24 protein-coding genes and 1 pseudogene are annotated in these 25065 nt (G+C 65.2%); 16 read left to right on the forward strand and 9 right to left on the reverse strand.

What is annotated here, in order from left to right; genetic code table 11:
- Window positions 1-88 precede the first annotated feature (88 nt).
- Both HKW67_RS12280 and HKW67_RS12285 read right to left on the reverse strand, forming a co-directional pair.
- Window positions 89-2047: an IPT/TIG domain-containing protein gene (locus HKW67_RS12280; protein ID WP_171225663.1), complete on the reverse strand. Its 1959-nt coding sequence runs from the start codon at window positions 2045-2047 to the stop codon at window positions 89-91.
- 279 nt (window positions 2048-2326) lie between these two features.
- The gene (locus tag HKW67_RS12285; protein ID WP_171225664.1) at window positions 2327-3316 is read right to left on the reverse strand and encodes an endonuclease/exonuclease/phosphatase family protein; all 990 of its coding nucleotides are present in this window, start codon (window positions 3314-3316) and stop codon (window positions 2327-2329) included.
- 73 nt (window positions 3317-3389) lie between these two features.
- Between HKW67_RS12285 and HKW67_RS12290 the strand changes: the two genes are divergently transcribed.
- Genes HKW67_RS12290 through HKW67_RS12305 form a run of 4 tightly spaced genes read left to right on the forward strand, consistent with a single transcriptional unit; the run spans window position 3390 to window position 6514 of the window.
- Complete coding sequence (locus tag HKW67_RS12290; protein ID WP_425486219.1) at window positions 3390-4568, forward strand: acyl-CoA dehydrogenase family protein; 1179 nt, start codon at window positions 3390-3392, stop codon at window positions 4566-4568.
- Between the two features lie 26 nt (window positions 4569-4594).
- A complete protein-coding gene (locus HKW67_RS12295) occupies window positions 4595-5200 on the forward strand; it encodes an acyltransferase (RefSeq protein ID WP_171225665.1) in 606 nt (201 codons plus the stop codon).
- Between the two features lie 53 nt (window positions 5201-5253).
- Window positions 5254-5703 carry a VanZ family protein gene (locus tag HKW67_RS12300; protein ID WP_171225666.1) on the forward strand — a complete coding sequence of 150 codons (450 nt, stop codon included), beginning with the start codon at window positions 5254-5256 and terminating at the stop codon, window positions 5701-5703.
- Between the two features lie 31 nt (window positions 5704-5734).
- The gene (locus HKW67_RS12305) at window positions 5735-6514 is read left to right on the forward strand and encodes a hypothetical protein (RefSeq protein WP_171225667.1); all 780 of its coding nucleotides are present in this window, start codon (window positions 5735-5737) and stop codon (window positions 6512-6514) included.
- On the opposite strand, the gene HKW67_RS12310 is transcribed toward HKW67_RS12305, so the two are convergent.
- Window positions 6460-6954 (reverse strand): hypothetical protein, encoded by a 495-nt coding sequence (locus HKW67_RS12310; protein WP_171225668.1) that lies wholly within the window; start codon window positions 6952-6954, stop codon window positions 6460-6462. The genes HKW67_RS12305 and HKW67_RS12310 overlap by 55 nt on opposite strands.
- 364 nt (window positions 6955-7318) lie before the next feature.
- On the opposite strand from HKW67_RS12310, the gene HKW67_RS12315 reads away from it, so the two are divergent.
- Together HKW67_RS12315 and HKW67_RS12320 are read left to right on the forward strand one after the other, a co-directional pair.
- Window positions 7319-7915: a YggT family protein gene (locus HKW67_RS12315; RefSeq protein ID WP_171225669.1), complete on the forward strand. Its 597-nt coding sequence runs from the start codon at window positions 7319-7321 to the stop codon at window positions 7913-7915.
- A gap of 385 nt (window positions 7916-8300) precedes the next feature.
- Window positions 8301-9431 carry an endonuclease/exonuclease/phosphatase family protein gene (locus HKW67_RS12320; protein ID WP_171225670.1) on the forward strand — a complete coding sequence of 377 codons (1131 nt, stop codon included), beginning with the start codon at window positions 8301-8303 and terminating at the stop codon, window positions 9429-9431.
- Between the two features lie 176 nt (window positions 9432-9607).
- Here the strand turns inward: HKW67_RS12320 and HKW67_RS12325 are convergent, their stop codons facing one another.
- Window positions 9608-9934 (reverse strand): type II toxin-antitoxin system PemK/MazF family toxin, encoded by a 327-nt coding sequence (locus HKW67_RS12325; RefSeq protein ID WP_206044404.1) that lies wholly within the window; start codon window positions 9932-9934, stop codon window positions 9608-9610.
- A complete protein-coding gene (locus tag HKW67_RS12330; protein ID WP_171225672.1) occupies window positions 9931-10266 on the reverse strand; it encodes an AbrB/MazE/SpoVT family DNA-binding domain-containing protein in 336 nt (111 codons plus the stop codon). The genes HKW67_RS12325 and HKW67_RS12330 overlap by 4 nt, the downstream gene beginning before the upstream one ends.
- A gap of 133 nt (window positions 10267-10399) precedes the next feature.
- Between HKW67_RS12330 and HKW67_RS12335 the strand changes: the two genes are divergently transcribed.
- From HKW67_RS12335 to HKW67_RS12345, 3 genes are all read left to right on the forward strand, one after another.
- Window positions 10400-10678 carry a type II toxin-antitoxin system Phd/YefM family antitoxin gene (locus HKW67_RS12335; RefSeq protein ID WP_171225673.1) on the forward strand — a complete coding sequence of 93 codons (279 nt, stop codon included), beginning with the start codon at window positions 10400-10402 and terminating at the stop codon, window positions 10676-10678.
- A complete protein-coding gene (locus tag HKW67_RS12340; protein WP_171225674.1) occupies window positions 10675-11106 on the forward strand; it encodes a type II toxin-antitoxin system VapC family toxin in 432 nt (143 codons plus the stop codon). The genes HKW67_RS12335 and HKW67_RS12340 overlap by 4 nt, the downstream gene beginning before the upstream one ends.
- A gap of 125 nt (window positions 11107-11231) precedes the next feature.
- The gene (locus HKW67_RS12345) at window positions 11232-12686 is read left to right on the forward strand and encodes an aminopeptidase P family protein (protein ID WP_171225675.1); all 1455 of its coding nucleotides are present in this window, start codon (window positions 11232-11234) and stop codon (window positions 12684-12686) included.
- 135 nt (window positions 12687-12821) lie between these two features.
- Here HKW67_RS12345 and HKW67_RS12350 read toward each other — a convergent pair whose 3' ends face one another.
- Window positions 12822-13496: a PEP-CTERM sorting domain-containing protein gene (locus tag HKW67_RS12350; RefSeq protein WP_171225676.1), complete on the reverse strand. Its 675-nt coding sequence runs from the start codon at window positions 13494-13496 to the stop codon at window positions 12822-12824.
- 472 nt (window positions 13497-13968) lie between these two features.
- On the opposite strand from HKW67_RS12350, the pseudogene HKW67_RS12355 reads away from it, so the two are divergent.
- Window positions 13969-14908 (forward strand): annotated as a pseudogene (locus HKW67_RS12355) (IS110 family RNA-guided transposase).
- A gap of 197 nt (window positions 14909-15105) precedes the next feature.
- A complete protein-coding gene (locus HKW67_RS12360) occupies window positions 15106-15594 on the forward strand; it encodes a fasciclin domain-containing protein (protein ID WP_171225677.1) in 489 nt (162 codons plus the stop codon).
- Between the two features lie 81 nt (window positions 15595-15675).
- On the opposite strand, the gene HKW67_RS12365 is transcribed toward HKW67_RS12360, so the two are convergent.
- Window positions 15676-17034, reverse strand: a complete 1359-nt coding sequence (locus HKW67_RS12365; protein WP_206044405.1) for an ATP-binding protein — start codon at window positions 17032-17034, stop codon at window positions 15676-15678.
- Window positions 17035-17148: 114 nt separating this feature from the next.
- Here HKW67_RS12365 and HKW67_RS12370 point away from each other — a divergent pair, with 114 nt between their 5' ends.
- Complete coding sequence (locus tag HKW67_RS12370) at window positions 17149-18834, forward strand: amidohydrolase (protein WP_171225678.1); 1686 nt, start codon at window positions 17149-17151, stop codon at window positions 18832-18834.
- Window positions 18835-18952: 118 nt separating this feature from the next.
- Window positions 18953-19855: an ABC transporter substrate-binding protein gene (locus tag HKW67_RS12375; protein ID WP_171225679.1), complete on the forward strand. Its 903-nt coding sequence runs from the start codon at window positions 18953-18955 to the stop codon at window positions 19853-19855.
- Between the two features lie 132 nt (window positions 19856-19987).
- Here the strand turns inward: HKW67_RS12375 and HKW67_RS12380 are convergent, their stop codons facing one another.
- Window positions 19988-20344, reverse strand: coding sequence for a TSUP family transporter (locus HKW67_RS12380; RefSeq protein ID WP_171225680.1), 357 nt, complete (start codon window positions 20342-20344; stop codon window positions 19988-19990).
- Between the two features lie 29 nt (window positions 20345-20373).
- Here HKW67_RS12380 and HKW67_RS12385 point away from each other — a divergent pair, with 29 nt between their 5' ends.
- Window positions 20374-21441 carry a M42 family metallopeptidase gene (locus tag HKW67_RS12385; protein WP_171225681.1) on the forward strand — a complete coding sequence of 356 codons (1068 nt, stop codon included), beginning with the start codon at window positions 20374-20376 and terminating at the stop codon, window positions 21439-21441.
- Between the two features lie 483 nt (window positions 21442-21924).
- Here the strand turns inward: HKW67_RS12385 and HKW67_RS12390 are convergent, their stop codons facing one another.
- Entirely contained in the window at window positions 21925-23592 is a 1668-nt protein-coding gene (locus HKW67_RS12390) for a HEAT repeat domain-containing protein (RefSeq protein ID WP_171225682.1), read from the reverse strand.
- Window positions 23593-23654: 62 nt separating this feature from the next.
- Here HKW67_RS12390 and HKW67_RS12395 point away from each other — a divergent pair, with 62 nt between their 5' ends.
- Together HKW67_RS12395 and HKW67_RS12400 are read left to right on the forward strand one after the other, a co-directional pair.
- A complete protein-coding gene (locus HKW67_RS12395) occupies window positions 23655-24599 on the forward strand; it encodes an alpha/beta fold hydrolase (RefSeq protein ID WP_171225683.1) in 945 nt (314 codons plus the stop codon).
- Window positions 24547-25002: a hypothetical protein gene (locus HKW67_RS12400; RefSeq protein ID WP_171225684.1), complete on the forward strand. Its 456-nt coding sequence runs from the start codon at window positions 24547-24549 to the stop codon at window positions 25000-25002. The genes HKW67_RS12395 and HKW67_RS12400 overlap by 53 nt, the downstream gene beginning before the upstream one ends.
- The last annotated feature ends 63 nt before the right edge of the window (window positions 25003-25065 follow it).

Consider the following 25065-nt stretch of genomic DNA (forward strand, 5'->3'; position numbering starts at 1 on the left):
ACCTCGGCCCATGGGTTGGGGCCCCACGAATCTTCGATTAGCAGGCGCTTCACACGGCGCGCCACCGCTCACCTTGCATTTCCCGCCCCTACTCCACCCGCACCACCGCCACCCGCAATCCCGCCGGCGCCGCGGTCGCGCCACCCTCGCCGCGCAGCTCAATCAACTGCCCGCCAGCCTGCGCGCCGTCAAAGCTGAAGTAGCTGCTGCTGAACGCCCGCAGCTGCTGCACGGGCAGCGTGAACGACCCGAAGCTCATCGACCGCGCTCTTAGAGGAGCGGCCGAGAACGCGCCCGGGTACGTGCCGGCCAGGCCGCTCCATACGTCGGCCACGTTCCAGCTCGGGAAGGTGAGCTGCTTGCGGGCCGGCGTGAAGCCAGCCACGTCGTCCACCGCGTTGGCCAGCGCCCAATCGGCCAGCAGCTCGCCAGCCGGACGGCCGGTGCGCTGCGCGAGGTTGGCCAGACCGGTCTGGGCGCCGCCCTTCACCAGCGCCTTGAGCCACGCGCCTTCGCTGGTCGCGTACTGATCGGCCGCCCAACGCACTAGCGACCAGCCGCTCGCGTAGAAGGTCACGTCGTTGTTCGTCGACGCGCCCAACGGCGACAGGGTGTCCACGCCGCGCAGGTACTGGTGCAGCATCGAGAAGTGCTTCCACATCATCAGCGGACGGTCGTCGCACTGGTACACTTCGCAGCGCACCGTGGTGGCGAAGCCGGTGTTGCCCTTCCAGCTGCCGCCGCTCGTGAAGGTGCGCGAGTACAGCTCCTCGGCGATGCGCGCCGTGCTCTCTTCCAGCCACGACTCTTCGAACGGCGTGTTGCTGGCCAGGCGCTCGGCGAAGCTGGCCAGGTGCTTCCCTTCGTGGATCACCGTGCTGCGCATGGCGCGGCGCCAATCGGCCGGCGTCTCAGTGGCGGTGGCCACACGAGCGTAGAACACTTCGTTCTCGTTGCTCGCGGCGAAGGTGCTCTTCGGGTAGAAGTTGCAGGCGCTCACATAGCCCGCCGTGCCGGCCACGGAATCGTTCACGAAGCGCGTGAACAGCATCGTCACTCGGCCGTCGCCGTTCATGGCGCCGTTCATCGCCAACGGGTCGCCGATGTTGTCGCGCAGCAACGGATACTGCACGCGGTCGAACTCGTCGCCGATGGCGCGATAGTCGGCGTCCATCGTGCGGGCGCGCGGGGCGGCCACGTCTTCCAGCACCACCGCGCGCGAGCCGGCGTACACCACGCGGGCCTGCACATCACGGCCGGCGCTGCAGCTGTTGTACAGCGCCTTCATGGTGACCACGTCGCCCACGTTCAGTGACGCGGCGCTCGAGGCCATCGCGACGCCGAGGCGATTCGTCTTCTCGGCCCGCGCCGCGGTCCACTGCGTGGTGGCCGAGCCGGCCCGCGCGGCGATCGTGCGCTGCGCGTCCAGCTGGTTGTCATGACGCGACTCGGCGGCCGCAGCCTGCTGGGCCACCAGCGATTCGGTGCGCATGCCCGGCAACAGCGACGCGTTGATCAACGTGCTTGGGCTGGACGTAGCAACCATGCTGCCGAACGCCTGCGGGTTCTTCATGGCCGACATCTGCCCGGCCATCGCGCCAGTGCCGGTGCCGCGCAGTTCGAAGGCGCTGCTGGCCGAGGCCACGTCGCTGGTGTTCACCACGGCCAGCATGTAGCGCGCGGTGCCGGTGGCGGGGGCCACCAGCTCGGTGCAGCGCACGTCATCGGCCGAGAGCAGGTTGGCCGACTCGCCGGCCTTGAGGGCGAGGCGGTTGGCGGCGCGCACCGGCACGGTGGCGCTAAGCACGGTGCCGGCGACGGTGAGCGTGACCGGCTGCGTGGCGGTGGCGGCGCAAGGCAGCGCGCCCACGGGCACGATGGCATCGATGCGGGTGGCGGAAGCGCTGCGCACCTGCAGCACCACACCGCCGACGGTGAGGCTGATGGAATCGACGGCGTGGGCGAGGTTCTCGCCGGTGATCACCACTGAGGCGCCGGAAACCAGCGTATCGGGCGAAAACTGGGAAAGGCGCGGGATGAGCGGCACGGCGTTCGTCCCGGAAATCGGCGGAGCGGCGGGCGGCTTTGCCACAGACAGAGGAGCCACTGCGTCAGCGCCGCTGCATCCCTGCAACACCCCCAAAGCGCATGCCATCACACTCGCGGCACGCGTCGCACGCCGAAATTCGGCGCCGATCTTGGAAGTCGTTGAATTGGATGCAGTTATGGTCATATGCTCGACAGTCACCGTGTGGGCCCGATCCTTCACTCTGCAAGGAAGGGAGCAACTGGCGTGCCGGACTCGACCATAAAGCCATGATTCTTTCTACTTGCTGGCGCCTCCAGAAGCCGTGAGCTCGAGATCAGCCACTACTGGCTGATGCTCCGACGGGAACCCACTCAGCACGCGGGCACCGCGCACCGTGAAATCGCTCGACACCAGCACGTGGTCGATCCGCACGCGGTGCCGGCCGGCGAACATGGTGTGCCCGAAGCCCCACCCGGCTTCGCTGATGGCGTTGCGCAGCCACATCCAGTCGTGGCGCAGCGCTCGCGACTCCACAGGGAGGTTGAAGTCTCCGGCCACCACAATGGGGCCTCGGTGACTCTCCCTCATCCAGGCCGCGATCGCCCCCGAGGCCTCGGCGCGCTGCTGCACACTCTCCTCAAGCAGATCGCCGCTCCCCTGCCGCGCGGCAAATAGCGCGGTTCGTGGACTCGGGAGATGAACCGTGCCGATACGGACCGTGGCGCCCTGCCACTCCACGCTGAACCCCACCGCCCGCCCCTCTTTGCGTGTGCCGTGCAGCTGCACCGGCGAACGCACCGCCAAGCGCGTGGCGACGCAGAACTCGGATTCGCGGAACACCTGGTATCGCCGGTCGGCGGCCTGCATCGCGGTCGCGACCTCCGGCGCACAGTCCTGCATCACGATCACGTCGGCGTCCCACGCCAGCAGGTCGGTGTCGATGCGCTGCGCCAAAGTGGCCGAGCGATCGGTGTTGTAGGTAACGATCCGCAACGTCTTCCCCGCCCCTCCTCCACTCCCCATCGCACTTCGTAGCGAAATTAGGCTCGGAATCTCGAAGCCACTGACCTGGAACAGCGTGACCAGACTGCCCACGATCGCGGCGGCAGTCACCCATCGGCGCGCCACGAGTGACAGCGGGATCAGGAGCAGCCATGGGAACACCAGAATCCACCGGGGGCCGAACAGCAGGAGCATGCCGAGCGCATTGCTGTCGCCGGCGGTCGCCACGGCCGCGGCAACGAGGGCCATGCCGAGCGCGTAGCCGACCACAGCGACCGTGATCACCGTGCGGGCTTTACCGCTTCTCATTCGCTGTCACGCTCCTTAAATCCCAAGGGTACACTCCCCCCATACCCCGATGTCGATGACCGCACCGTCTTCTGCCGACCTCACCCGCGCGCCCCTCACGATGTTTTCCGAGGAGGAGGAGCTGTTCCGCGCTGCCGTGGCCGACCTGGCCGAGCAGGAAGTGCGGCCGCGTGTTCGCGCGATGGAGGACGCCGGTAGGATCGACCCCGCACTGACCGCGAAGTTCGTCGAACTCGGGCTCATGGGCATCGAATTGCCGGAAGAGGTGGGTGGTGCCGGCGGATCGCTCATGATGGTGGCGATCGCGGTGGAAGAGCTCAGCAAGGTAGACGCGTCGGCGGCGATTCAGGTGGACGTGCAGAACACGCTCGTGAATTACCCGCTGTACCGCTACGGCAACGCTGAGCAGCGCGCACGCATTCTGCCGCGCATGACGGCGGGCACGATCGGGGCCTATGCACTTTCGGAGCCGGGATCGGGGTCGGACGCGTTCGGTTTGGCCACGCGGGCCGAAAAGGTCGACGGCGGCTGGACGCTGAACGGATCGAAGGCGTGGATCACGAACGGCGGTGAAGCCGATGTGTTCGTGGTGTTCGCGAACACGCGTCCCGACATGGGCTACAAGGGGATCACCGCGTTCATCGTGGAGCGTGGCGCGACCGGCTTCTCGGTGGGCAAGAAGGAGCACAAGCTCGGCATCTGCGCGTCGAGCACAACGTCGCTGCACTTTGAGAATACGTTCGTGAGCGACGCGAATGTGCTGGGCGACGTGGGGATCGGCTACAAGATCGCGATCGAAACGCTGAACGAAGGGCGCATCGGCATCGGCGCCCAGATGATCGGCGTGGCGCAGGGCGCGATGACCGCAGCCGTGGCGCACCTCAAGGAGCGCAAGCAGTTCGGCAAGTCGCTGTCGGAGTTCCAGGGCATTCAGTTCCAGGTGGCGCAGGCGGCCACGGAACTCGAAGCGGCGCGACTGATGGTGTACAACGCAGCGCGATTGAAGGACGCGGGGCAGGACATCGCGCGTGAAGGGGCGATGGCGAAGTTGTACTCCTCGCAGATGGCCGAGCGCGTGACGTCGCTGTGCGTGGAGCTGTTCGGCGGGTACGGGTATACGCGCGAGTATCCGGTGGAGAAGTTCTATCGTGACGCGAAGATCGGCACGATTTACGAGGGGACGAGCAATATGCAGTTGCAGACGATCGCTAAAGCGGTGCTCAGATAGTGCGCGCCGCGCGCACGAGGTAGTGGATGGCCGACGCCGAACGATCAAAGCTGCGCCGCGCGATTCGTAATCCGGGATACGCCGCATCCGTCTTGCTGGCGCTCGGTAAGGGATATTTCTACAAGCGATATCTCCCACTCCGCGGTATTCGATTCTCCGCCGGCCGAAATTTTCTCGTATTCGGTCGCCTTACAGTGCGCGGCCCTGGCAAGGTGGAATTCGGAGACAACGTGAACGTGTCGATGCATGTGACGCCGTTTACTCACGACGTCAACGCAGTCATCTCCGTCGGCGATCACTGCTTTCTCAACGGCGTTCGGTTCGGCTGTGCGACGCGCATCCAGGTCGGGGCCGATTGCATTCTGGCGGAAGCGCGGATCATGGATAGCAACTTTCACTCGACCCGGGCCGATCGTTGGAATCCGGATGCACCGGTGAAGACGGCCGCGGTAATCCTCGAGAGGAATGTTTGGGTTGCGGCAGATGCCGGAATCCTGCCGGGTACTCGCATTGGCGAGAATAGCGTGGTTGGATTCGCCGCCGTATGTAACGGTTCGTATCCGGCGAATTCACTTATCGCTGGGAATCCAGCCATTGTAGTGCGGCAGATTGAGCAAGCGCCACAGGAGTGAGACCGACGGCTAGCGCTGTCGCCCTTCTCGTCGCCAGCATCGTCCTAGTGACGGTGGCTACGCTGGCACCGATGGGTGCGATTCCAGCAGGTCAGATACCGCCTCGCTGGTGTCTGTCGTGTGGTGGTTTGTGGCTGACTGATGGCATCAGCAACGTGGTGTTGTTCGCTCCCTTCGGATTGGCGCTGGCGATCTTGGGGGTGCGGTGGTGGGTTGTGTTGGTGCTTTCGGCGGGGTTCTCGCTGGGGGTGGAGTACCTGCAGTCGATCGGGGTGCCGCCAGCGCGCTCGGCGGCTTGGGCGGATGTGGTGGCGAATGGGATGGGTGGATTGGCGGGCGTGTGGCTACTGGCGCTGCGCGGGTGGTTGTTCCCGGCGTCGTGGCTGCGTGGCGGTGCGGCTAGCTTGGGGGTGGGCGGCGGGGGGGGTGCTGCTCTTCGCGCTCACCAGTGCGGCTTTGGGGCCGCGGTCGGGGGATCTCGATGCGCCGTGCGAGAAGTCTGAAGTGGACCGTGCTTCGACTACCAGGTATGGCGTGAGTCCGCTGCCGTTTACGCCGGGGCATGGATGGTTTGGCGGACTTGCCGACACGCTGGCGGTGAACGGCTTCACGACGACGCACCGGGGGACGGGGCCGCTGATCGCTGTGGTATGGCGGGAGCCGGCTGTGGTGGCGATGCGCGTCGTGCTGCGCGGGCGCGAAGAGGGCGGCGCGCTGGTGCCGATCGGCTATCTGCATGTCGCAGGAGACTCGTCGGCGGTGGCGTTCGTGGGCGAGGACGACCTCGCGGCGCGGCTGGTGGTCACGCGCCGGGCCTGGGACTGGGGGCTGGCCATGCCCACGCTTTGGCTGGACGGCGTGTTCGCGGGGCGGTCGGTGAGCGACCCGCGGCCGGTGGTGCTCGAGGCGTGGAGCGCGCCGGATACGCTGCGGTTGTCGGCCACGTCGGCGGCGTTCACGGGATCACGGGCGGTGGCGCTGACGCCGGTGATCGGGTGGGCGCTGATTCAGACGGTTTTTGCGATTGGTGGGAGTTTTGCGCTATTGGCGCATGTATGCTGGCTTGCTGCGCTTATGGTGCCGATCGGATGGTGGGGGATTCAGGCCGGCGCGCGGAGTTGGCGCGTGTTGGGGATCGCGATGTTGTGGCTCTGGGTGGGTGCGGCGGCGATGCCGCGGTTCTTTGGAGTGGCCCCGGTGGGCATGCGCGACTGGCTGTTGATGATGGCGCTACTGGCCGCGGGAGCGGCGGCGGGGCGCTACGCGGCGAATACGCCGCGACGCTCCAGCGCCAGCTCAATTTCGCGGACCTGAGGGAAGCGAGGCGTGAGGTCCTGAAGCGTCTGCCTGGGGTGCAGTGCCAAGTGGATCAGGTGCCGCAGTGTCGAGGTGGCGAGCGTTTTCTCCCCTCGCAGCGCTTTGCTCAAATATCCCGCTGAAAGCGCCATGACCTGTTCGATTTCCACTTGGCGCCATCCGTCATCAAGCAGTGTAGCGACGAGTTCCTTCGTTGCCGCGATGCGCTTCGTCGTGTACTCCGCTTCGAGCAGCGTATCTAGCGACTCTGCATGCGCTCCTCTCTCCCGCAGCTCCCCGCAGACATTGCAGACGGGAACAAGCAAGGAAGTCGTGAGCACGAGTGCTCGCTCGTCACGATAAGCAAACGCGCGACCCTTCACATCTGTAGGCTGAAAGCGTCCGACGCCACACGCACCACATGGACGGTCGGTCAACGCGAGCTGTTCTCGTTTCATACAGCTACTCGTCGTAGGGATCGAACGCCTCAATGAATGACCGGTTCTCGGGCCGACCGCGCATAAACAATGAAACGCACCCGAGGCGACGGCCGATTGGAATGCGGCCAGCGGAAAGACGGGACCCGGCACGACCTTGGGCCTACGAAAATGCCGCAATGGGACTCAGTCCTACTATCGGTTGATTTTGTGCCGCGCGCAACCCCAACGCGGCGCTTCGCCGACCACGATATCGATGCGGTGAACAAACGCCGCATCGCCGTATTGCGAGCTAGGTCAATACGCCGCCCGCTCCGTGGTGCCGTCTCAATGTCATCATGATGCGGAGTGAGCCGACTGATCCGCTCGGGAGTATCATTCGACTATGCTCGGATCCATCGTCGGTGTTCTCGATCTGCTCCTTGGTGTGCTGCGCCCCGCGGTCTTCGTGGCCGGTGCCTTTACCGCCGTGGCGGCGGCGGTGTCGTACAGCGTGCGCACCCGCAAGATCTCGCCCTTCTCCCCCTTCGCGCGCTTTTCCCGCGACAAGGTGGACCCGTGGCTGATCGCCCCCATGGAACGCCGCATCATGCGCGCCGGCGGCACGCCGTACGCCGCCCCCTGGTGGGCCCTGGCCGCCGTGATCGTGGGTGGACTCATCCTGCTCTCGGCCGTGGGCTTCGTGCGAGATCAGCTGATGATGCTGGCGTACATGAGCGGCTCTGGCTCATCGCTGGCCGCGCTGCTGGTGCACTGGACGTTCAGCGTGCTGAAGGTTGCGCTGTTCGCCCGCGTGATCTCGAGCTGGGTGGGCGGCAGCCCGTACTCCAAGTGGTGGCGCTGGTCGTACGTGCTCACCGAATGGTTCTTAGGCCCGCTGCGTCAGGTGATCCCGACGATCGGCATGATCGACATCACGGTGATCATTGCGTACTTCGGCCTCGGGATACTGGAGTCGGTGATTACTAGCGCGTTGCTCTAGCCGGCCACGGTTGCAACCGTCTGATTTCACACGGGAAGCAATTTGGTGGCGAACGTGACAGGGCGGGGGAAGTACCGCTTCGATGGGGCCGTAGCGCCGCTTCCGCTGGTCGCTCACACGTTCACCACTTAACAGCTTCCCTCTCGGCATGACACGTTCGCCCCAGCGGTCTTTGGATGTGGTGTGCGCCTGCGGCGCCGTGATCCACAGTAGCGACGAGCATCTTGGGCGGACGATCAGGTGCCGTTGCGGGCGGTCGGTGGTGATTGCGCGGCCGGTGGAGAAGGAGACCGTGGTTGGTGGGCGGTCGGAGCGAAAGTCGGAGCGGCGGTCGCGGAAGCGGGCGGGGTTCTCGCTTGGCGAGTTGCTCGCGCGGATGCCGCGGATGCCCCGTCTTCAGTGGCCGGTGGTCGATGTCGCCGAATGGACGTCCCGGCGCGCGATCACGCGGTGGACGTTTCGTGCAGCGGCGCTGTATGCGGTGGCGATGGTGGCCACGTGGATTGCGCTGTTCACATCATCCGAGTTCTGGCTGCCGGCGACGTTGCTGGCGTATGGGCCGCGGTGGGTAGTGCTGTTGCCGCTGGTCGTGTTGCTGCCGATGGCGGTGCTGTTCGCGCGCACGTCGGTGAAGCTGCTGGCGGTGGGTGCGCTTATCGCCATCATGCCGATCATGGGCTTTCGGGTGGCGGTGCCCACGGAGGGGTTGTTGCCGCCCGCAGCGCCAGGTGCTGACAGGATTCGCGTGTTGTCGCTGAACGCGCAGAGCGGCGCGATTGTGAAGCTGCGGCTAGCGGGGATTCTGGAGAGCTATGCGCCGAGTATTGTGGCGATGCAGGAATGTGGTGACGAGTTGGCGGCGGTGGCCGCACAGCAGCGCGGATGGTACACGGCGCGCTATGAGAGCCTGTGCACGATGAGCCGGTGGCCGATTGAGTTTGCCGACACCATGCCGCGTGCGGCGTTTCAGCGCGTGTCGCAGCTGGGATACGGCGGCACGGGCATCGTGATCCGTTACGGCATCGCGCATCCCGCAGGCCCGTTTCAGTTCGTGAATTTGCATCTTGAGACGGCGCGCAAAGGACTCGAGTCGCTCATGGGCAGTGACGGCTTGATTCCCGACAACGCCACCGGTGTGCCGTCACCGGAAGAAGAGCAGCGCAATGCCCGTGGCGGTGAAGATCGCGTGGCGCTGAACGCGCGCATCCGTGAGGGCGAAGCCGAGCGCGCGTCGGTGTGGTCGGCGCGCAAGATGGACGACATCCCGATCGTTGTCGCCGGCGACTTCAACATGCCCGTGGAGAGTTCGATTTACCGGCGCTACTGGAGTGGCCTCACCAACGCCTTCGACAGCAAGGGACTGGGCTTCGGCTTCAGCAAGCACGAGGGGACGCTGCTGCGCCTGCGCATCGACCACGTGCTGAGCGCGCCGAAGTGGTTCCGCGTGCGCGGCGCCTGGGTGGGCGATGATGTGGGCTCGGACCACCGCCCGATGATCGCTGACCTGACACGGTAGCAACCGCGTGATTTCCTTAGGGAAGCTATTTGGTGGCGAACGTGTATGGGCTGGCGGAAGTACCGCTTCGATGAGCGAGCGATAGTGGCGTTCTGGCACGGCCTCGCTCGCCGCGCCGCTTCCGCTGGTCGCCCAAACGTTCGCCACCAAATAGCTTCCCTGTCAGCAGGCGTCGTTCATTCCCGTGTCCCGTACATTGCCGTGATCAGTACACGTAGCGCCGCAGCGTCTGCCGCTGACAGCGCACCGAGCTTTGCACCAATGCGTGACTTGCTGATCGTGCGAATCTGATCGACGGCGACCTCGGCGGGCTTTTTCGCCACGCGCACCGCGAGTCGGGTACGCCAAGTGGGATGCAGCACCGAAGTGAGCGGACAGACCGTCACGGTCTCCAGTAGTTCATTGAGGACGTCGAGGCTGACGATCACCACCGGCCGAGTCTTCGCGATCTCTGATCCGATCGTGGGGTCGAGCTGCGCCCAGCAGACGTCGTAGCGTTTCACTTCGGCTTCTTCTTGGCGCGCGCGAGATAGTCGGCTTTTGACTCTGCGACGCGGCGCACGGGCGGGCGATCCCACGTGATGTCGGCGAGGCCGTCGGATGCGACGGCGTCCCATTCACTCCAGCTCTCGTCACTCGCTGCGGCCATGGCGCGCGCGGTGTCCTCCCACGACAGCTTGGGCGTCGCGGTGCGATCCGGCCGGAGCAAGATGCCGTCGGCCGTTTCTTCCATGATGACCCGGTCGCCGATGGCGAAGCGTTCCAACGTCTTGGCCGGCAGGCGGACGCCGCGAGAGTTGCCGATCCGGGCAACTTTGAGTTCAATGGGCTCCATGTAATAACAGTAGATACATCTGCGTGGTCTGGGAACTGCCCAAAGCTTAGGAAGCAGGGCGGAGGGTTTCAGGGAGGAGTGAGAAGGGAATGTCGCATTGGGCTTTATGTACACCCTTATGTACATTGTGAATATGGCAAAACGATACTCCATTGCTGAAGCGCGCTCGAATCTCCCGACCATTGTCGATCAGGCAGAAGCGGGTCAGGAGATCGAACTGACCCGGCGCGGCACCGCCGTGGCCGTTGTCATTTCGCTACGGGAGTACGCCCGACTTCGCGGAGTACGCACGCCGTTCGGGGATGCTTACAAGCATTTCCTCTCGACGCATGCACTCGGCGACATCGGATTGGAGCCCGGTGCTCTCGCGGCTTCTCGTACGAAGGACGCCGGTCGGAAGGTCGAGCTGTGACGCTGCGATATCTGCTCGATACCAGCATCGTGTCCTCGCCAATGTCCAAGTTGCCGAACGAACACATCGTCACGCGTCTCGAGGCCTATGGGCACGAGTGCGCTATCGCGGCGCCGGTGTGGCACGAACTCAGCTACGGCTGTCAGCTGTTGCCGCGCGGCAAGCGGCGCGCGGCCCTGGAGACGTACCTGCACGAGGTCGTGCTGGCGTCGTTTCCTGTGCTCCCGTATGAGGAGTCTGCGGCGCGATGGCACGGGCATGAGCGCGCACGTCTCGAGAAGCTGGGGCGTCCGGCCCCCTTTGTGGACGGCCAGATTGCCGCCATCGCCTTCGTGAATGCCCTGGTGCTCGTCACCGCGAACGTGAAGAACTTTGCGCGATTCAAGGGCGTGGATGTCCTCAACTGGGCCACGGGTGCCACCGTGTGATTTCACACCGGAAGCTGTTTGGTGGGGAACGTGGACGGGCTGCCGGAAGTACCGTTACGATTAGGCCATAGCGCCGCTTCCGCTGGTCGCTCACACGTTCGCCACCAATCAGCTTCCGCATCGGCATGTCACGATTGCTACCGTGGTCCTTGGTGCTGGCCCTTGCTCCGTTTGTCACCGCGGCCGGGCAGCGGCCCTTGGGTGCACCGCCGGCCGTTGCGCGCGCGGAATATGCGGCGCGGCGTGAGGCGCTTGCGTCGGCGCTGGTCGGTGACGGCGTCATTCTCGCACTCGGCGGCCGGGAGCCGCGCGAAGACTACGTCAGCTTTTTTCAGGCGACGAACTTCTACTACCTCACTGGCATGCGTGAGCCGGATGCGGCGCTCGTCGGCGTGAAGCAGGGCGCGACTGTGGAGTGGACGGTGTTCGTGCAGCCGAAGGAACCGTCGCGTGAGGTGTGGACGGGAAATCGCGTGGGGCCCGAGAACGCCGAGGCCACGTGGGGCGTGCGGGGGCGCTCGATGGCGGAGTTGGATGCGGCGGTGGACTCGCTGATGCGGTCGGCGCCAGCGCCGGTGTTGAGTGTGGTGGCGGATCTGGGATTCGCGAACCGTCTCACGCTCGACGACCAGTACATCGCGGCGGTGAAGTCGCGCATGCCCACACTCACGGTGCGCAACATTTCGCGCGAGGTGGGTAAGCTGCGCGCGTACAAGAGTGACGCCGAGTTGGCGCTGATCAAGCGCGCCACCGCGATCACGGTGGGTGCGCACGCTGATGCGGCGAAGGCGGTGAAGCCGGATGGCTTCGAGTACGAAGTGCAGGCCGATCTGGAGCGCGCGTTGCGCCGGCAGGGCGCCGAGCGACCGAGCTTCTCGAGTATCGTGGGGTCGGGCCCGAATGGCACCACCCTGCACTACAACGCCAACGACCGGCAGATGAAGCGCGGCGAGATGGTGGTCGTCGATATCGGCGCGAGCTTCGATGGCTACGCGGCCGACATGACGCGTTCGTATCCGGTGGGCGGACAGTTCACGCCGGAACAGCGCGCGGTGTATCAGGTGGTGCGCGATGCTCAGGCCGCCGCCGAACGTCAGGCCCGCGGCGGTCGTCGCGCCGGGTCGATGAGCGATTCGTCGAATGCGGTGCTCGCAGCAGGACTGGCGAGGCTCGGCCTGATCGAGTCGGCGGACGCCACGTACGACTGCTCGGCTGACGGCAAGAGCCAATGCAAGCAATACCGCCTGTTCTACATGCACGGACTCGGGCATGGCATCGGGCTCGAGGTGCATGACCCCGACCGCTACGAAGTAGACGGCACCCTGCAACCGGGATCGGTGTTTACGATCGAACCGGGGATTTATGTGCGCGAGAACGTAGTGGACGTGCTGCCGAAGACCGAGCGGAATGGTGCGCTGGCGGCGAAACTCGCGGCTGCCGTGCGCAAGTACCGCAACATCGGCGTGCGCATCGAGGACGATTATCTGATTGCGCGCGACGGGAGTTTGGAGTGGCTCACGAAGAGCCCGCGCGAGATACAGGAGATTGAGGCTGTTATGAGGGCGGTGCGCGTCTTCTGAGGTTCGTTAACTGCCAACGGCTTAGGAGGCAGGGAGGAGGGTGTCAGGGAGGAGGTGGCAGGCGCACGACGCGCGTTGGCTGCTTCCTCCTTCCTGATTCCCTCCTTCCTGCCTCCTAGGCTTTTGGCCGTTGTATTACGCGCGCGCCTTCCGCCGACGCACCACCGCCAGCGCAACAAGCCCGCTCGCCATCAGGGCGTACGTGCCCGGCTCCGGCACGGTGGTCGTCGCGCCGTTCACCGACACGTTGTTGATGGAGAAGTCGTTCGGCTGGTTGCTGGCGGACACACCTTCGAAGCGCACGCCGCGAATGTCGCCGTTCGTGCTGGTGATGCCGGCGAACACGGCCGAGCCGTCGCCGTTGCTGTTCGAGGTGCCGTTGAAATTGAAGAACGCGAGCACGTTGCCGCCGACGTCGAGCGCGCTGATGCGGCCCACGAAGCTGCCGAAGTAATCGGTCTGGAAGTTGGCGCCGGCCGACGAAGTGTTGCTGCTGAACATGATCGTCATCGGGCCGTTGCCATTCGTCCACAACAGCGCGTCACCGGAGGTGAAGTTGCCGCCCCAGCCGGCACCCTGGTCGATGCGCGTGAAGCCGGAATTCACCGCTTGGCTTACGGTGGCGGTGAGCCCGGTATTGGTGACGTTGATGTTGAACGGGTTCGAGACGCTTCCGGTGGGAAGGTCCGCCCAGTTGATGAACCCCGTGCCGCCGACCTGCGCGCGCGAGGTGAGGAGGCTGTACTGGGCCGACGCGGTGTTGGCGCTGAAGGCGAGGGCGACGACGGCGAGCAGGGTGTTACGAAGCACGGAGAACTCCAAAGAGGGTATCGCGGGACATCCGAACGATGGCGACCTCTTCAATAAGCGTGCCTACGTGAAAAGCCTCTAATGCTACTATATGGTGATGAAGTTCATCACAGTTGACGCATATAGATGGGACGGGTTGGGCCTACAGGGTGTGGCTTGGGCGCTACGGAACAGCAACGCCCTAGGAAGCAGGGGGGAGGGTATCAGGTAAGAGGGAGGAGCAACTGCGCGCGGCTCACCTGCCTCTTCCTCCCTGATACCCTCCCCCCTGCTTCCTTGTATGTCTCCACGGTCCACGATTTCTCGTGCATCTTCAGGGTCGCGGCAGCTCGTTGCTCCCCAGGGCCCGTTGAGCCCGAAGCCTAGTGTGAGCGCCGCGTCACTGATCGCCACCAGCCCGAACCGCTACTTGGGGTTCGACCCCGTATCTCACAAGGCCGGGCGCGCGCGATCACGACCGCGTGAGGAGACCATGAGCTTCATCGGCATTGATGTCAGCGCGAAGACGTTGGACGTGGCGGTCGAGGGCGGCGCCACGTGGCAAGTGACGAATGATGCGGCCGGACTGGCCACGCTGCTCGCGCAGCTGGGGCCGCTCGCGCCGGACCTCATCGTCGTCGAGCCCACGGGGCGGTATCACCAGCTGCTGGCCACGACATGCATCCAAGCGGGGCTGCCCGTCGCCGTGGTGAATCCGCGGCAGGTGCGCGACTTCGCGCGCAGCATGGGGCAGCTTGCGAAAACAGATCGCCTCGACGCCGCGCTGCTGCTGCGCGCGGTATGCCGCGCGCGTGCAGCCGGTGCCGCGGGCGCTGCCGGACGAGGCGACGCGAGAACTGGCCGCCCTGGTGGATCGTCGCCGCCAGCTCGTCGACATGCTGAAAGCGGAGCGCCAACGCCTTGAGCACGCGCGGGCGAGTGTGCGCGGCAGTCTCACGCAGCACATCCGCTTTCTTGAACAGGCGCTGGCCGACGCGAACACGGATCTGGATCAGTGGATCGAACAGAGTCCGGTGTGGCAGGCCCAGGACGCGCTCTTGCAAAGTGTCCCCGGCGTCGGCGCGCAGACCGCGCATCTGCTGCTCGCGCATCTGCCGGAGCTCGGGACGCTCTCGCGGCGCGCCATCGCCAAGCTCGTCGGCATCGCCCCGCTGGCGAACGATTCAGGGCGCTTCCGCGGCCAGCGGAGCTGCTGGGGCGGGCGCGCGGAGGTCCGCCACATGCTGTACATGGCGGCGCTCACGGGGGCCCGCCACAACCCGGTCCTGCGCGACTGCTACCAGAGGCTGCTCGCCGCCGGCAAACCACCCAAGCTTGCCCTGATGGCCTGCATGCGTCGCCTGCTCGTCATCTTGAACACCATGATGAAAACGGGCCGGCACTGGACGGTGCCGACCCTTTCCACCCCTTGACCTTTAACACCGCTACTAGGGTGTTCGGCTGTTCCCGACCCTATGGTGTACCACCTACACGTGACCCCCAATTCGGACCCACTCGATCGGACTGTCACAGTCTCAAGACTCCGGAACAGCGCCTGCCGGACCCGTGTTCAAGCTGATGTTAGGACCGGTTGGTCCTAAAACCACATAGACATCTCGGAGCTTTTCTGATGCGTAAGCTGTCCATGCTCGTTGCTGGTGCGATGCTCGCCGTCGCTGCCCCGTCGATCGCGCAGGCGCAGGATAAGGACATCGTCGAGACGGCGGTGGCCGCTGGTTCGTTCAAGACCCTGGCCAAGCTCCTCACGGACGCTGGCCTGATCGAGACGCTCAAGGGCCCGGGCCCGTTCACGGTGTTCGCCCCGACCGACGAGGCCTTCGCGAAGGTCCCGGCCGCGACGCTCGCCGCGCTTGGCAAGGACAAGGCCGCGCTCAAGAACGTGCTGCTGTACCATGTCGTCGCCGGTAAGGTGATGGCCGCCGACGCGCTCAAGCTCGCCGGCAAGGGTGCCAAGACGGTGGAAGGCCAGGAAGCCAAGATCACCGTGATGGGTGGCGTGCCGATGATCAACCAGGCGCACATCGTCAAGACGGACATCGTCGCCAAGAACGGCGTGATCCACGTGATCGACGCGGTGATCCTGCCGCCGGCCAAGTAATTCGCTAGCTGCGAAGTAGGGAGTAGGGAGTAGCACGACGAGAAGCGCGGGGTGACCATCACGGTTGCCCCGCGCTTTTCGTCACGGCCCGAGCAGCGCGGCGGGCATCACGGCGATGCCGTCCTCGCGACGGTATGCCTGTCGGCCGGTGGTGATCACGGCGGCATCAACGACGTCGTCGCCGAGTTCCTTCTGCAGCCATCGCAGATGGCGCACATCGTCGTCGGTCACCACGGGGTTGAGCTTGACCTCCAGTGCGAGCACTCGCTGATCGTGCCGTTGGATGATCAAATCGATCTCCTGCCTGCCTTCCCGAGTCCGCAAATGATACGTGTCTGCTTCAGCGGCCTGCGCGTAAACGCGAACGGACTGTGTGACGAGTGACTCGAACAGTTGGCCGAGGAGCGTGGCGTGACGCGGAACGAAGGCTCCCGAGACGGTGCCCTGCACCAGCGCCGCGGCATCGGCCCCAAGGAGATGTGCCGCCAACGCCGGATCGACGAGATGATGCTTGGGCGCCTGCGTCAGTCGGGCCAACGAGTTCTTGGTTGGCGTCCAACCAGGTACGGCATCCAGGAGCCACAGACGCTCGAGCACCTCGCGGTAGGCGAGCGTCGTCAACTTCGACGGTTCGTCGCCTCCACGCACCGACACCACCGTCCTGATCTTCTCCAACGATGTCGTGGTCGATGTGGCCGCCGCGTAGGCGGTCATCCAGTGGAGCACTTGCTCAGGCCGGCGGAAGTTGACGCCGTACTCCCGAACATCGCGGTCGACGGCGAGGCGGAGATACGATGCGATCTGACGTCGCGCGGTTCGTGAAGACAGTCGCCGTATGGCAGGAAATCCGGACGACACGATCTCCCTAGCATAGTCGGCGAGCGCAATCGACGTGGACCCGCCGATATCCGGTCGAGTTCCGCTAAGCAGCGCTCGAAGACTTACCGTCGGCGTCGCAATGCCTCGCTCAGCTAACGCAAGCGGTCGCATACGGACCTGCACGATACGGCCGGCGCCGGAATGCACAGGTAACTCCCGGGGAACAGCGGACCCCGCGAGCAGAAACTGCGCTGGCACATAGGACGCATCGACCGCACGTCGCACCGCATCCCAAATGCCAGGCACTCGCTGCCATTCGTCAATCAGCACCGGCGTCGGCACCCGAAGTGCCTGCTCCGGCGATGCCTCAGCAAGCGCCCGCTGCTGTGCATCGTCGAGCGAGATCACCGTTCTCACGCGGCGACGGCCCGTGGCCGTTTTGCCGACGCCCTTGGGTCCCTCAAGGGCCAGCGCGGGAAGCTCGGCGAAAAGTTCGTCGAGCTCGGCGTCGACGATCCTTGGAACGTACCCTGCATCGGTATCGTGCAACCGACCCCCGGTCAGGTGCCGAATAAGACTGATTGACCACAATATTATATACCATTTGACCAGCTTTTCCAATACCGCCCAACCAATCTTTTCAATACCATTTAACCGCCTCGTGTCGGATTAGGCCAAACCTTGCCCCACGCTCCCGTAAGGCGCAAACTGAGCCGACCCTCCTACCCTGGCTTCATGATCGCCTTCCGTACTCTCCTCGGCGCTGCTGTACTCGCGGCGCCGTTCGGTCTCTTCGCCCAAGCCGCTGCCCCCAAGGCGCCGGCTGATCTCATCGTCACCTATGCACGCGTGTACACCGCCGACGATGCGCGTCCGCTCGTGGAAGCGTTCGCGGTGCGCGATGGGCGCATTGCTTTCGTGGGTTCGCAGCGCGAGGCAGCGGTGTTGCGCGGGCCGAACACCCGCGTGGTAGATGCCGGTGGGCGCACGGTGATCCCGGGCATGGTCGATGCCCATGCGCACTTCAGTGGGTTGGCCCAGACGCTGCGCTCGGTAGACCTCACGGGCACCAACAGCCTGGCCGAGGTGATCGCGCGGGTGGTGGCGAAGTCGAAGTCGGTGCCCAAGGGCACGTGGATCACCGGCCGTGGCTGGGATCAAAACGACTGGGGCGTGACGGACTTCCCCACCCACGACGCGCTCACGGCGGCGCTGCCGGATCATCCGGTGTTGCTGGAGCGCGTGGATGGGCACGCGCAGTACGCCAACATGGCGGCCATGAAAGCGGCAGGCGTGACAGCGGCATCGAAGGCGCCGGTGGGCGGGCAGATCATCAAGGACGCGAAGGGCAATCCCACGGGTGTATTCGTGGATAACGCCAGCGACGTGCTCGAGAAACAGGTGCCCGCGCCGACGGCGGCCGAGTACAAGAGCGCGCTCAAGGACGCGATTGCGCTGATGCACAGCTGGGGTCTCACGGGCATGCACGACGCCGGCGCCACGCGCGCGGCGATCGATACCTACGAGGAGCTGGCGAAGGCGAAGGAGCTGAATCTCCGCTTGTACGTGATGATCGGCGACGACAAAGCGGCGCTCGATCACTACTTCGCGAAGGGACCGCAGTCGGCGATGTACGACGGGCAACTCTGGGTGCGCGCGGTGAAGTTGTACGCCGACGGCGCGATGGGATCGCGCGGGGCGGCGCTGTTGGAGCCCTATAGCGACGACCCCAACAACTCGGGGTTGTTGAAAAGCACGCAGGAGCACATTCGCGAGGTGGCCGAGCGTGGTTTGAAGGCGGGCTTCCAGGTGAACACGCACGCCATTGGCGACCGCGGCAATCGCGTGGTGCTCGACGCCTACGAGCAGGCGCTGAAAACGGTGCCCACGGCCGATCATCGCTTTCGCGTGGAGCACGCGCAGATTCTGCACTACGACGACATCCCGCGCTTCGCGCAGCTGGGCGTGATCCCCAGCATGCAGGCGAGTCATCAAACCAGCGACATGTACTGGATCGGCAAGCGACTGGGCCCCACACGCTTGTACGGTGCATATGCGTGGCAGTCGCTGTTGCAGACGGGCGTGGTGATTCCGAACGGCAGTGACTTCCCGGTGGAGCAGGTGAATCCGCTGATCTCGTTCCACGCGTCGATCGCGCGTCAGGATGCGCGCGACTGGCCGGCTGGCGGGTGGTTCCCCGAGCAGAAGATGTCGCGCGAAGACGCGCTGCGCAGCATGACGATCTGGCCGGCGTACGCGGGCTTTCAGGAAGCGTCGATGGGATCGCTCACGGCGGGCAAGTTCGCCGACTTCGTGATTCTCGATACGGACATCATGCGGGTTCCCGCGGAGATGGTCATGAAGGCGAGAGTGGTGTCCACGTATGTCGGTGGGAAGGCGGTGTACGAGGCGGCCAAGTAGATCGTGTGAGTTTGGGGTTGTGAGTTGAAGTGTGGAGTTGTGGGTTGCCGACAAACAGCGCTTAACACAGAACGCGAAACTTTTACTCACTACTCGAAACTCACAGGCGATCTCCCGAATGCGCACTGTCTCCCTGCTCCCCGCCGCGACCGAAATCATGGCGTTTCTCGGCGCCACGGATCATCTCGTGGGCGTGACGCACGAGTGTGATTACCCCGAGATCGTGGTGTCACGCGCGCGGGTGACGAAGAGCAGCTTGCCGCACACCACCGACCCGGCGGAGATCGACGCGGCGGTGCGCGAGCTGCACGGCGCAGGGCATGCGTTGTATTCGATGGACGAAGCGCGCATTCGGGCGCTGCATCCCGATGTGCTGCTCACGCAGGCGTTGTGCGACGTGTGCGCGATCACCGAAACCGACGTGCGCGCGCTCGCCGCGAAGTTGTCGCCAGTGCCTAACATCGTCACACTGGGCGGCACGACGCTCGATGGCGTGTACGCCGATATCCAGGCCGTCGCGCAGGCGATGAACGCCAGCGATGAAGCGGAGGAACTGCTCGCGGGGCTGCACGATCGCGTGAAGCATGTGCACGACATTCTCAAAGCCGAAAAGGCGCCGCGACCGCGCGCCGCGCTGATCGAGTGGACCGACCCGGTGTACATCGCCGGTCATTGGGGCCCGGAACAGATCAAGCGCGCCGGTGGCTTCGACGTGCTCGGCACGGCCGGGATGCACTCCACCACGGTACCCATGGAGCAGTTAGCGCAAGCCGACCCGCAGTTCGTGCTGTTCGCGCCGTGCGGTTACTCACTCGCCGCGTCTGTGGCCGAAGCGAAGCGTTGCCTCGCGCTCCCGCAGTGGTCGTGGCTGGCCGGACGTCAGGTCTGGGCGCTGGACGCGAACGGGTTAGTGAGCCGCCCAGGCCCGCGCATCGTAGACGGCATCGAGGCGATGGCGCGCATCTTCAACCCGTTGCTGTTCACGGCGATTGATGCGAGGCATGGGGAGAGGGTGCGCTGACGACTGCTAACTGCCAACTGCTTAGGAGGCAGGAAGGAGGATATCAGGGTGGAGAACGCAGGACAGCTGCGTCGTGCTCCTGCCTCCTCCTTCCTGACACCCTCCACCCTGCTCCCTAAGCTTTTGGCAGTTTTACCCCACCCACATCTTCACCGCCATCGCCACCATCAACGCCGCAAACATCTTCCGCAGCACGGACGCGTCCACATGCGTGGCGATCTGGGCGCCGAAGTAGGCACCGACGGCCATGCCGACGGCGATGAACAGCGCGTCCTTGGGCTGCAGGTGTCCGGCCTTGTAGTACGCCATGGCGCCGACGGCGGCGCCTAAGGGAAGCACGAGGGCCGCGAGTGATGTGCCGGCGGCCTGCTGCGGCGGCATCTTGGCGAGGTAGATCAGCGCGGGCACAATCACGATGCCGCCGCCGATCCCGAAGATGCCGGAGAGGATGCCGGCACCGACGCCGATGGCGATCAGAAGGAGGATCATGCACCAAGAATAGCACCTATATTTGGGCTATGCTTTCTGAATCCTCCGTAGCCTTCCTGAAGCGCCTGCTCGACACGCCCGGTCCGTCGGGCTTCGAAGGCGCACCGGCGCGCGTCTGGCGTGCCGAAGCCGCCACGTTCTCCACCGTGAAGGCCGACGTCGTCGGCAATAGCCTCGCCACGGTCGAGGGCAGCGGTGGCCCAACGATCCTGCTGGCCGGTCATATCGACGAGATCGGCGTGATCGTGACCTATATCGACGAGAACGGCTACATCTACTTCGAGCCGATCGGTGGCTGGGACCCGCAGGTGCTCGTCGGTCAGCGCATGCGCTTCCTGGGTCGCAACGGTGACGTGTTCGGCGTGATCGGCAAGAAGCCGATTCACCTGATGAAGCCGGAAGAGCGCGAGAAGGCGTCGAAGATCACCGACCTATGGGTCGACATCGGCGTGAAGAACAAGGCCGAAGCGATGGAGCATCTGGAAATCGGCGACGCCGGCGTGATCGACGCGCGCGTGATGGAGATGCCAAACAATCGCATCGTGTCGCGCGCCATCGATGACCGTATCGGTGCCTTCGTGGTGCTCGAAGCGCTGCGTCGCTACGCCGCCAAGCCCGGCGCCGCCCGCGTCATCGCGGCCGCGACGGCACAGGAAGAAATCGGCTACGCCGGCGGTGGTGCCCGCGTGGCCGCGCAGCAGCTCGACGCCAAGATGGCGATCGCAGTCGACGTCACCTTCGCCACCGATCATCCGGGCGTGGAGAAGAAGGAGCTCGGTGAACACAATGTCGGTGGTGGACCGGTACTCACCCGCGGGTCGATCGTGCACCCGGTGGTGTTCCGCCTGCTGGCCGACACGGCCAAGAAGCTCGAGATCCCGTACTCGGTGCACGCGGCCGGTCGCTTCACGAGCACGGATGCCGACGGCATTCACCTCACGCGCGATGGCGTAGCGACAGCGCTGCTCTCGATCCCCAACCGCTACATGCATTCGCCCAACGAACTCGTGTCGCTCGACGACCTGGATCGTGCGGCGGATTTGATCGCGGAAGCTTGTCGTGCGGTCACGTCCGAGACGGACTTTACGGCGAGGTAGTAACTGCGCTGGGGTGCTGGCGGAGCCGTCCGCGTCGCTAGCCCCTTAGCCGAGTAGAGATCCGAGTCGCCGAGCATTTTTCTCGACCCGGCGCTGAAGCGCCGAGTCTCGAAAAACGAGTCGGCTTTCGGACTCTCTCGGCTGCGGGGCCAGCGGCGCGAACTAGACCCGCGCGACCCAAGCGTGTGGCTCGCGAAAAGATGGAGTGAGGCGGTGTGTGAGCCGTGCGGGCCTCGCGCGGGGCGATCGCCGGTGGCGCGGGAGACGGTCGCCGGGCGACTGTCGTTCGCGTTGGGGGCGGTAATCGCCAACCGCAAACAGCGCTTGGTGCGGTGCCGGCTGCGAGGGGAGGCCGAGAGTCCCCGGCCGACGACTCGTTTTCTCGAAGGTCGGCGCAACGCGCCGGCCGAGAGAAAATGCTCGGCGGCCGGGGATCTCCTCGGCCGACCCGAAGCCCGCGCCGACCGAAGCGCTGTTACAACCTCAAGCGATAGTAGCCCGCAACCGTACGACAGCCGCCGCCACTTCAGGATCAGCGTCACCGGCGAGCGAATCGATGGCGCCCATCACGGCGTAACCGCGCGCGCGAACGAGGGCTTCCAGAGCCGCAATGCGAATCCACGCGTCGCGATTGATCTGACGTTCGCCCGGCTCGGCCGCGGCGGCCGGCTGCGCGATACGCAGCAGGCGCTGGATTGCGTCAGCGCTGCCAAGCTTGCCGAGCGAGGCGAGCATTTCGAGCGCGACGTCTTCATCGCGTTCCTTGTCGAGCGCGGCGGCCAGTCGGGCGGCGGGCGGACGCACACCACCGCCGCCGAGGCCGGGCAGGCCGTACGCAGCGGCGGCGATGCGTCGAACTTCGGGATGCTGGTCTTCGATCACGCCGTGCAACCCGTGCATCGCCTTGGCGGTGCCGAGTCGCATGAGGGCGCGGGCGGCGGCGATGCGGATGCGATCGTCGTCGTGCGTGAGCAACGGCAGCATGGCCACGTCGGCCTGTTCGACGCCCATTTCGCCCAGCAGCGCGACGGCGTTGCGCACCACGAACCAACGGTTGTCGCGCACGAGATCGAACAGCAGTGTGGCGTTCAGATCGAGTGCCACGATGCTGTCGAAGTAGGCGCGTCGGGCCTGGCTCTCCTGCGAACTCATGAGCTCCTGCACCAGCACCTCGACGGCGGCATCACCGGCGCGGGCCATGAGTTCGAGCGTGATCGTGCGCTCGGGGGTGTAGGGCACGCGGGTGGCGAGCAGTTTGAGCGACGCGCGATGCAGCAGTCGTCGCATGATGCGTTCGCCACCGAGGCGTCCACCGCTGCCGCCGACGGTGTGCACGTGTTGCATCGTGGCGCGCGCGATCGATTCGATCGTGAGTGCGTCACCGCGGAATTCGGCGCCGTCGATCAGTTCGACGAGCAGGTCACCGGCGGCCAGCGCGGCCTCGTCGGTGCGTGCGGCGGCGAGTCGGGTGAGGGCGTTGGCGACCGCGCTGCCGCCGGCCGTGCTCGTTCCGATTCCGCTGTCGTCGATAACGGCGGAGCTGGAAGGCGTGAAGCGCGGCATCGGGTCGGCGCCCTGCTGCAGCGGTGTGACGAGCACGCTCCACGAGCGCAGCAATTCGCGCGGTGGTTCATCGCTCATGACCGCGCGCGTGATCGTCGTGGGCGTGTCTCCCGAGAGCGGACGGGCCTCCTCGCCGGTACGAAACGGTTGCGCGAACAGCGAGGCGAGCGTGAGTAGCTCACCGGGCGCGGCACCCTGCCGTACGGTGATCGACCCGATGCCGAGGGTGAGCGAACGCCGCAGCAGTCCGCCAAGTAATGGGTCGTCGGCGGCGAGGCGGCGCTCGATGGGCACGCCCTCGAGCACGAGCTGCCCGTCGACAATTCGGCACAGCAGTGCACCGTCACGAGAGCGCGCCGTCAGCTGGCGCAGGGCATCGCGCACCAACGGCTGCATGACGAGCTCAGCGTCGATTTCACCCGTCTTCTCGGGCGGGCGCAGGGCCTGTACCGTGACCACCCGGTCGATCAGCAGCGCCAGGGCCCGAAGCACCGCGCGGGACGAACGGCCGTCGGGCACCGCCCGATGCATACCGCTGTCGGTCGAGTTCGCGTTGGGAGTGCTGCGTCGGTAGCCAAGGGGACCCATGCGCGGGAAGTTACGAAGCGATCATGTCGATGGCGATAGTGCCCGCGCCTTATCTTGCGTCCATGGGACACAGCGACCTTTCCGCCACGTCGGATACCTCCATGACCGACGGCGTCACGCAGACGACCGACTTGCCGCTGTATTGGCGGGCCGACGGGCCGCCAGGCGCACCGCCCTTGTTGCTGCTGCACGGTGGCCCCGGCGCGCATCATGACTATCTGTATCCGCAGATGCTGTCACTGTCGGATACGTATCGCGTGATCACGTACGACCAGCGTGGCGGTGGTAAATCCAAGACGGACGATCCGGCGCCAATTACGTGGCAGACGCAGGTGCGCGATCTCGCCCAGATCGTCACGGAGTTCGGTCTGATTCCGCCCACGATCGTGGGTTACTCATGGGGTGCGCTGCTCGCGATGCTGTATGCGATCCAGTGTGCGAAGGACGGCGATGCGCGACTCGCTCCGGCACGTCTCGTGCTGGTGTCGCCGGCGCCGATCACCCGTGCGTGGCGGGACGAGTTCGAAACGTCACTCTCCACCCGCGGGCGAAGTGCCACGATTCTGGCAATGCGCGAGGAGCTCGCGGCCTCCGGTCTGCGCGAGCGGGATCCGGCGGCGTATCGCCAGCGTGGGTTCGAGTTGAGCGTCGCCGGCTATTTCGCCGATCCGTCACGCGCTCGCGCACTCACGCCCTTTCGCGTCACGGGTCGTGTGCAGCAGTCGGTGTGGAGCAGCTTAGGTGAATTTGATCTCAGGGACGAGTTACGTGCCGTACACTGCCCGACGCTCGTCATCCATGGTCGACAGGATCCTATTCCGCTCGAATCGGCTGCCGCCGTTGCGCAGTCGTTGAGCGCCGAGTTCATCGCGTTGGACGACTGCGGGCATGTGCCCTACGTCGAGCAACCGGAACTGTTGTTTGCCGCCATACGTCGATTCCTCGCTGAGAGCCATGGTTCCCTTCGGTCCGGTCACGCACACTCCACTCACCACGATTCACGTTGATGGCCGCGTCGTGCGCGTGACGTTGCACACGGCGCACGACGGCATCGAATTGGTCGGACGGCTGTTCTTCGCCGAACAGGAGTGGGCAAACAACGGCATCCCCGACCGTGGCGTCCTGCCGGGCCGCTCCCTCCACGACGTGGAGCTGCTGGCCCGCGATCTACGCCCGGAGGAGCTGACGCAACGCTACCGCCGCGCCAACGCCGAGAAGCGGCGCTTTCATGGCCTGCGTCAGCTCACGCTCGAGCTGCTGTCGAAGGTGCGCTACATGAATCAGGTCGCGGTGAGCGTACGGACGGGGCTGCTTGATGGCGAGGCGGCGAGTCAGGAGATGGACCTGACGGAGGAACAGATGGGGCAGTTGGTAAAGCAGGTGAGGCACCTGGCGGGGATAGAAGGCTGAACGCTGCCGACTGAAAACTGCCAACGGCTTAGGAGGCAGGGAGGAGGGTGTCAGGGTGGAGGG

The organism is Gemmatimonas groenlandica (assembly GCF_013004105.1).
Lineage (GTDB): Bacteria > Gemmatimonadota > Gemmatimonadetes > Gemmatimonadales > Gemmatimonadaceae > Gemmatimonas > Gemmatimonas groenlandica.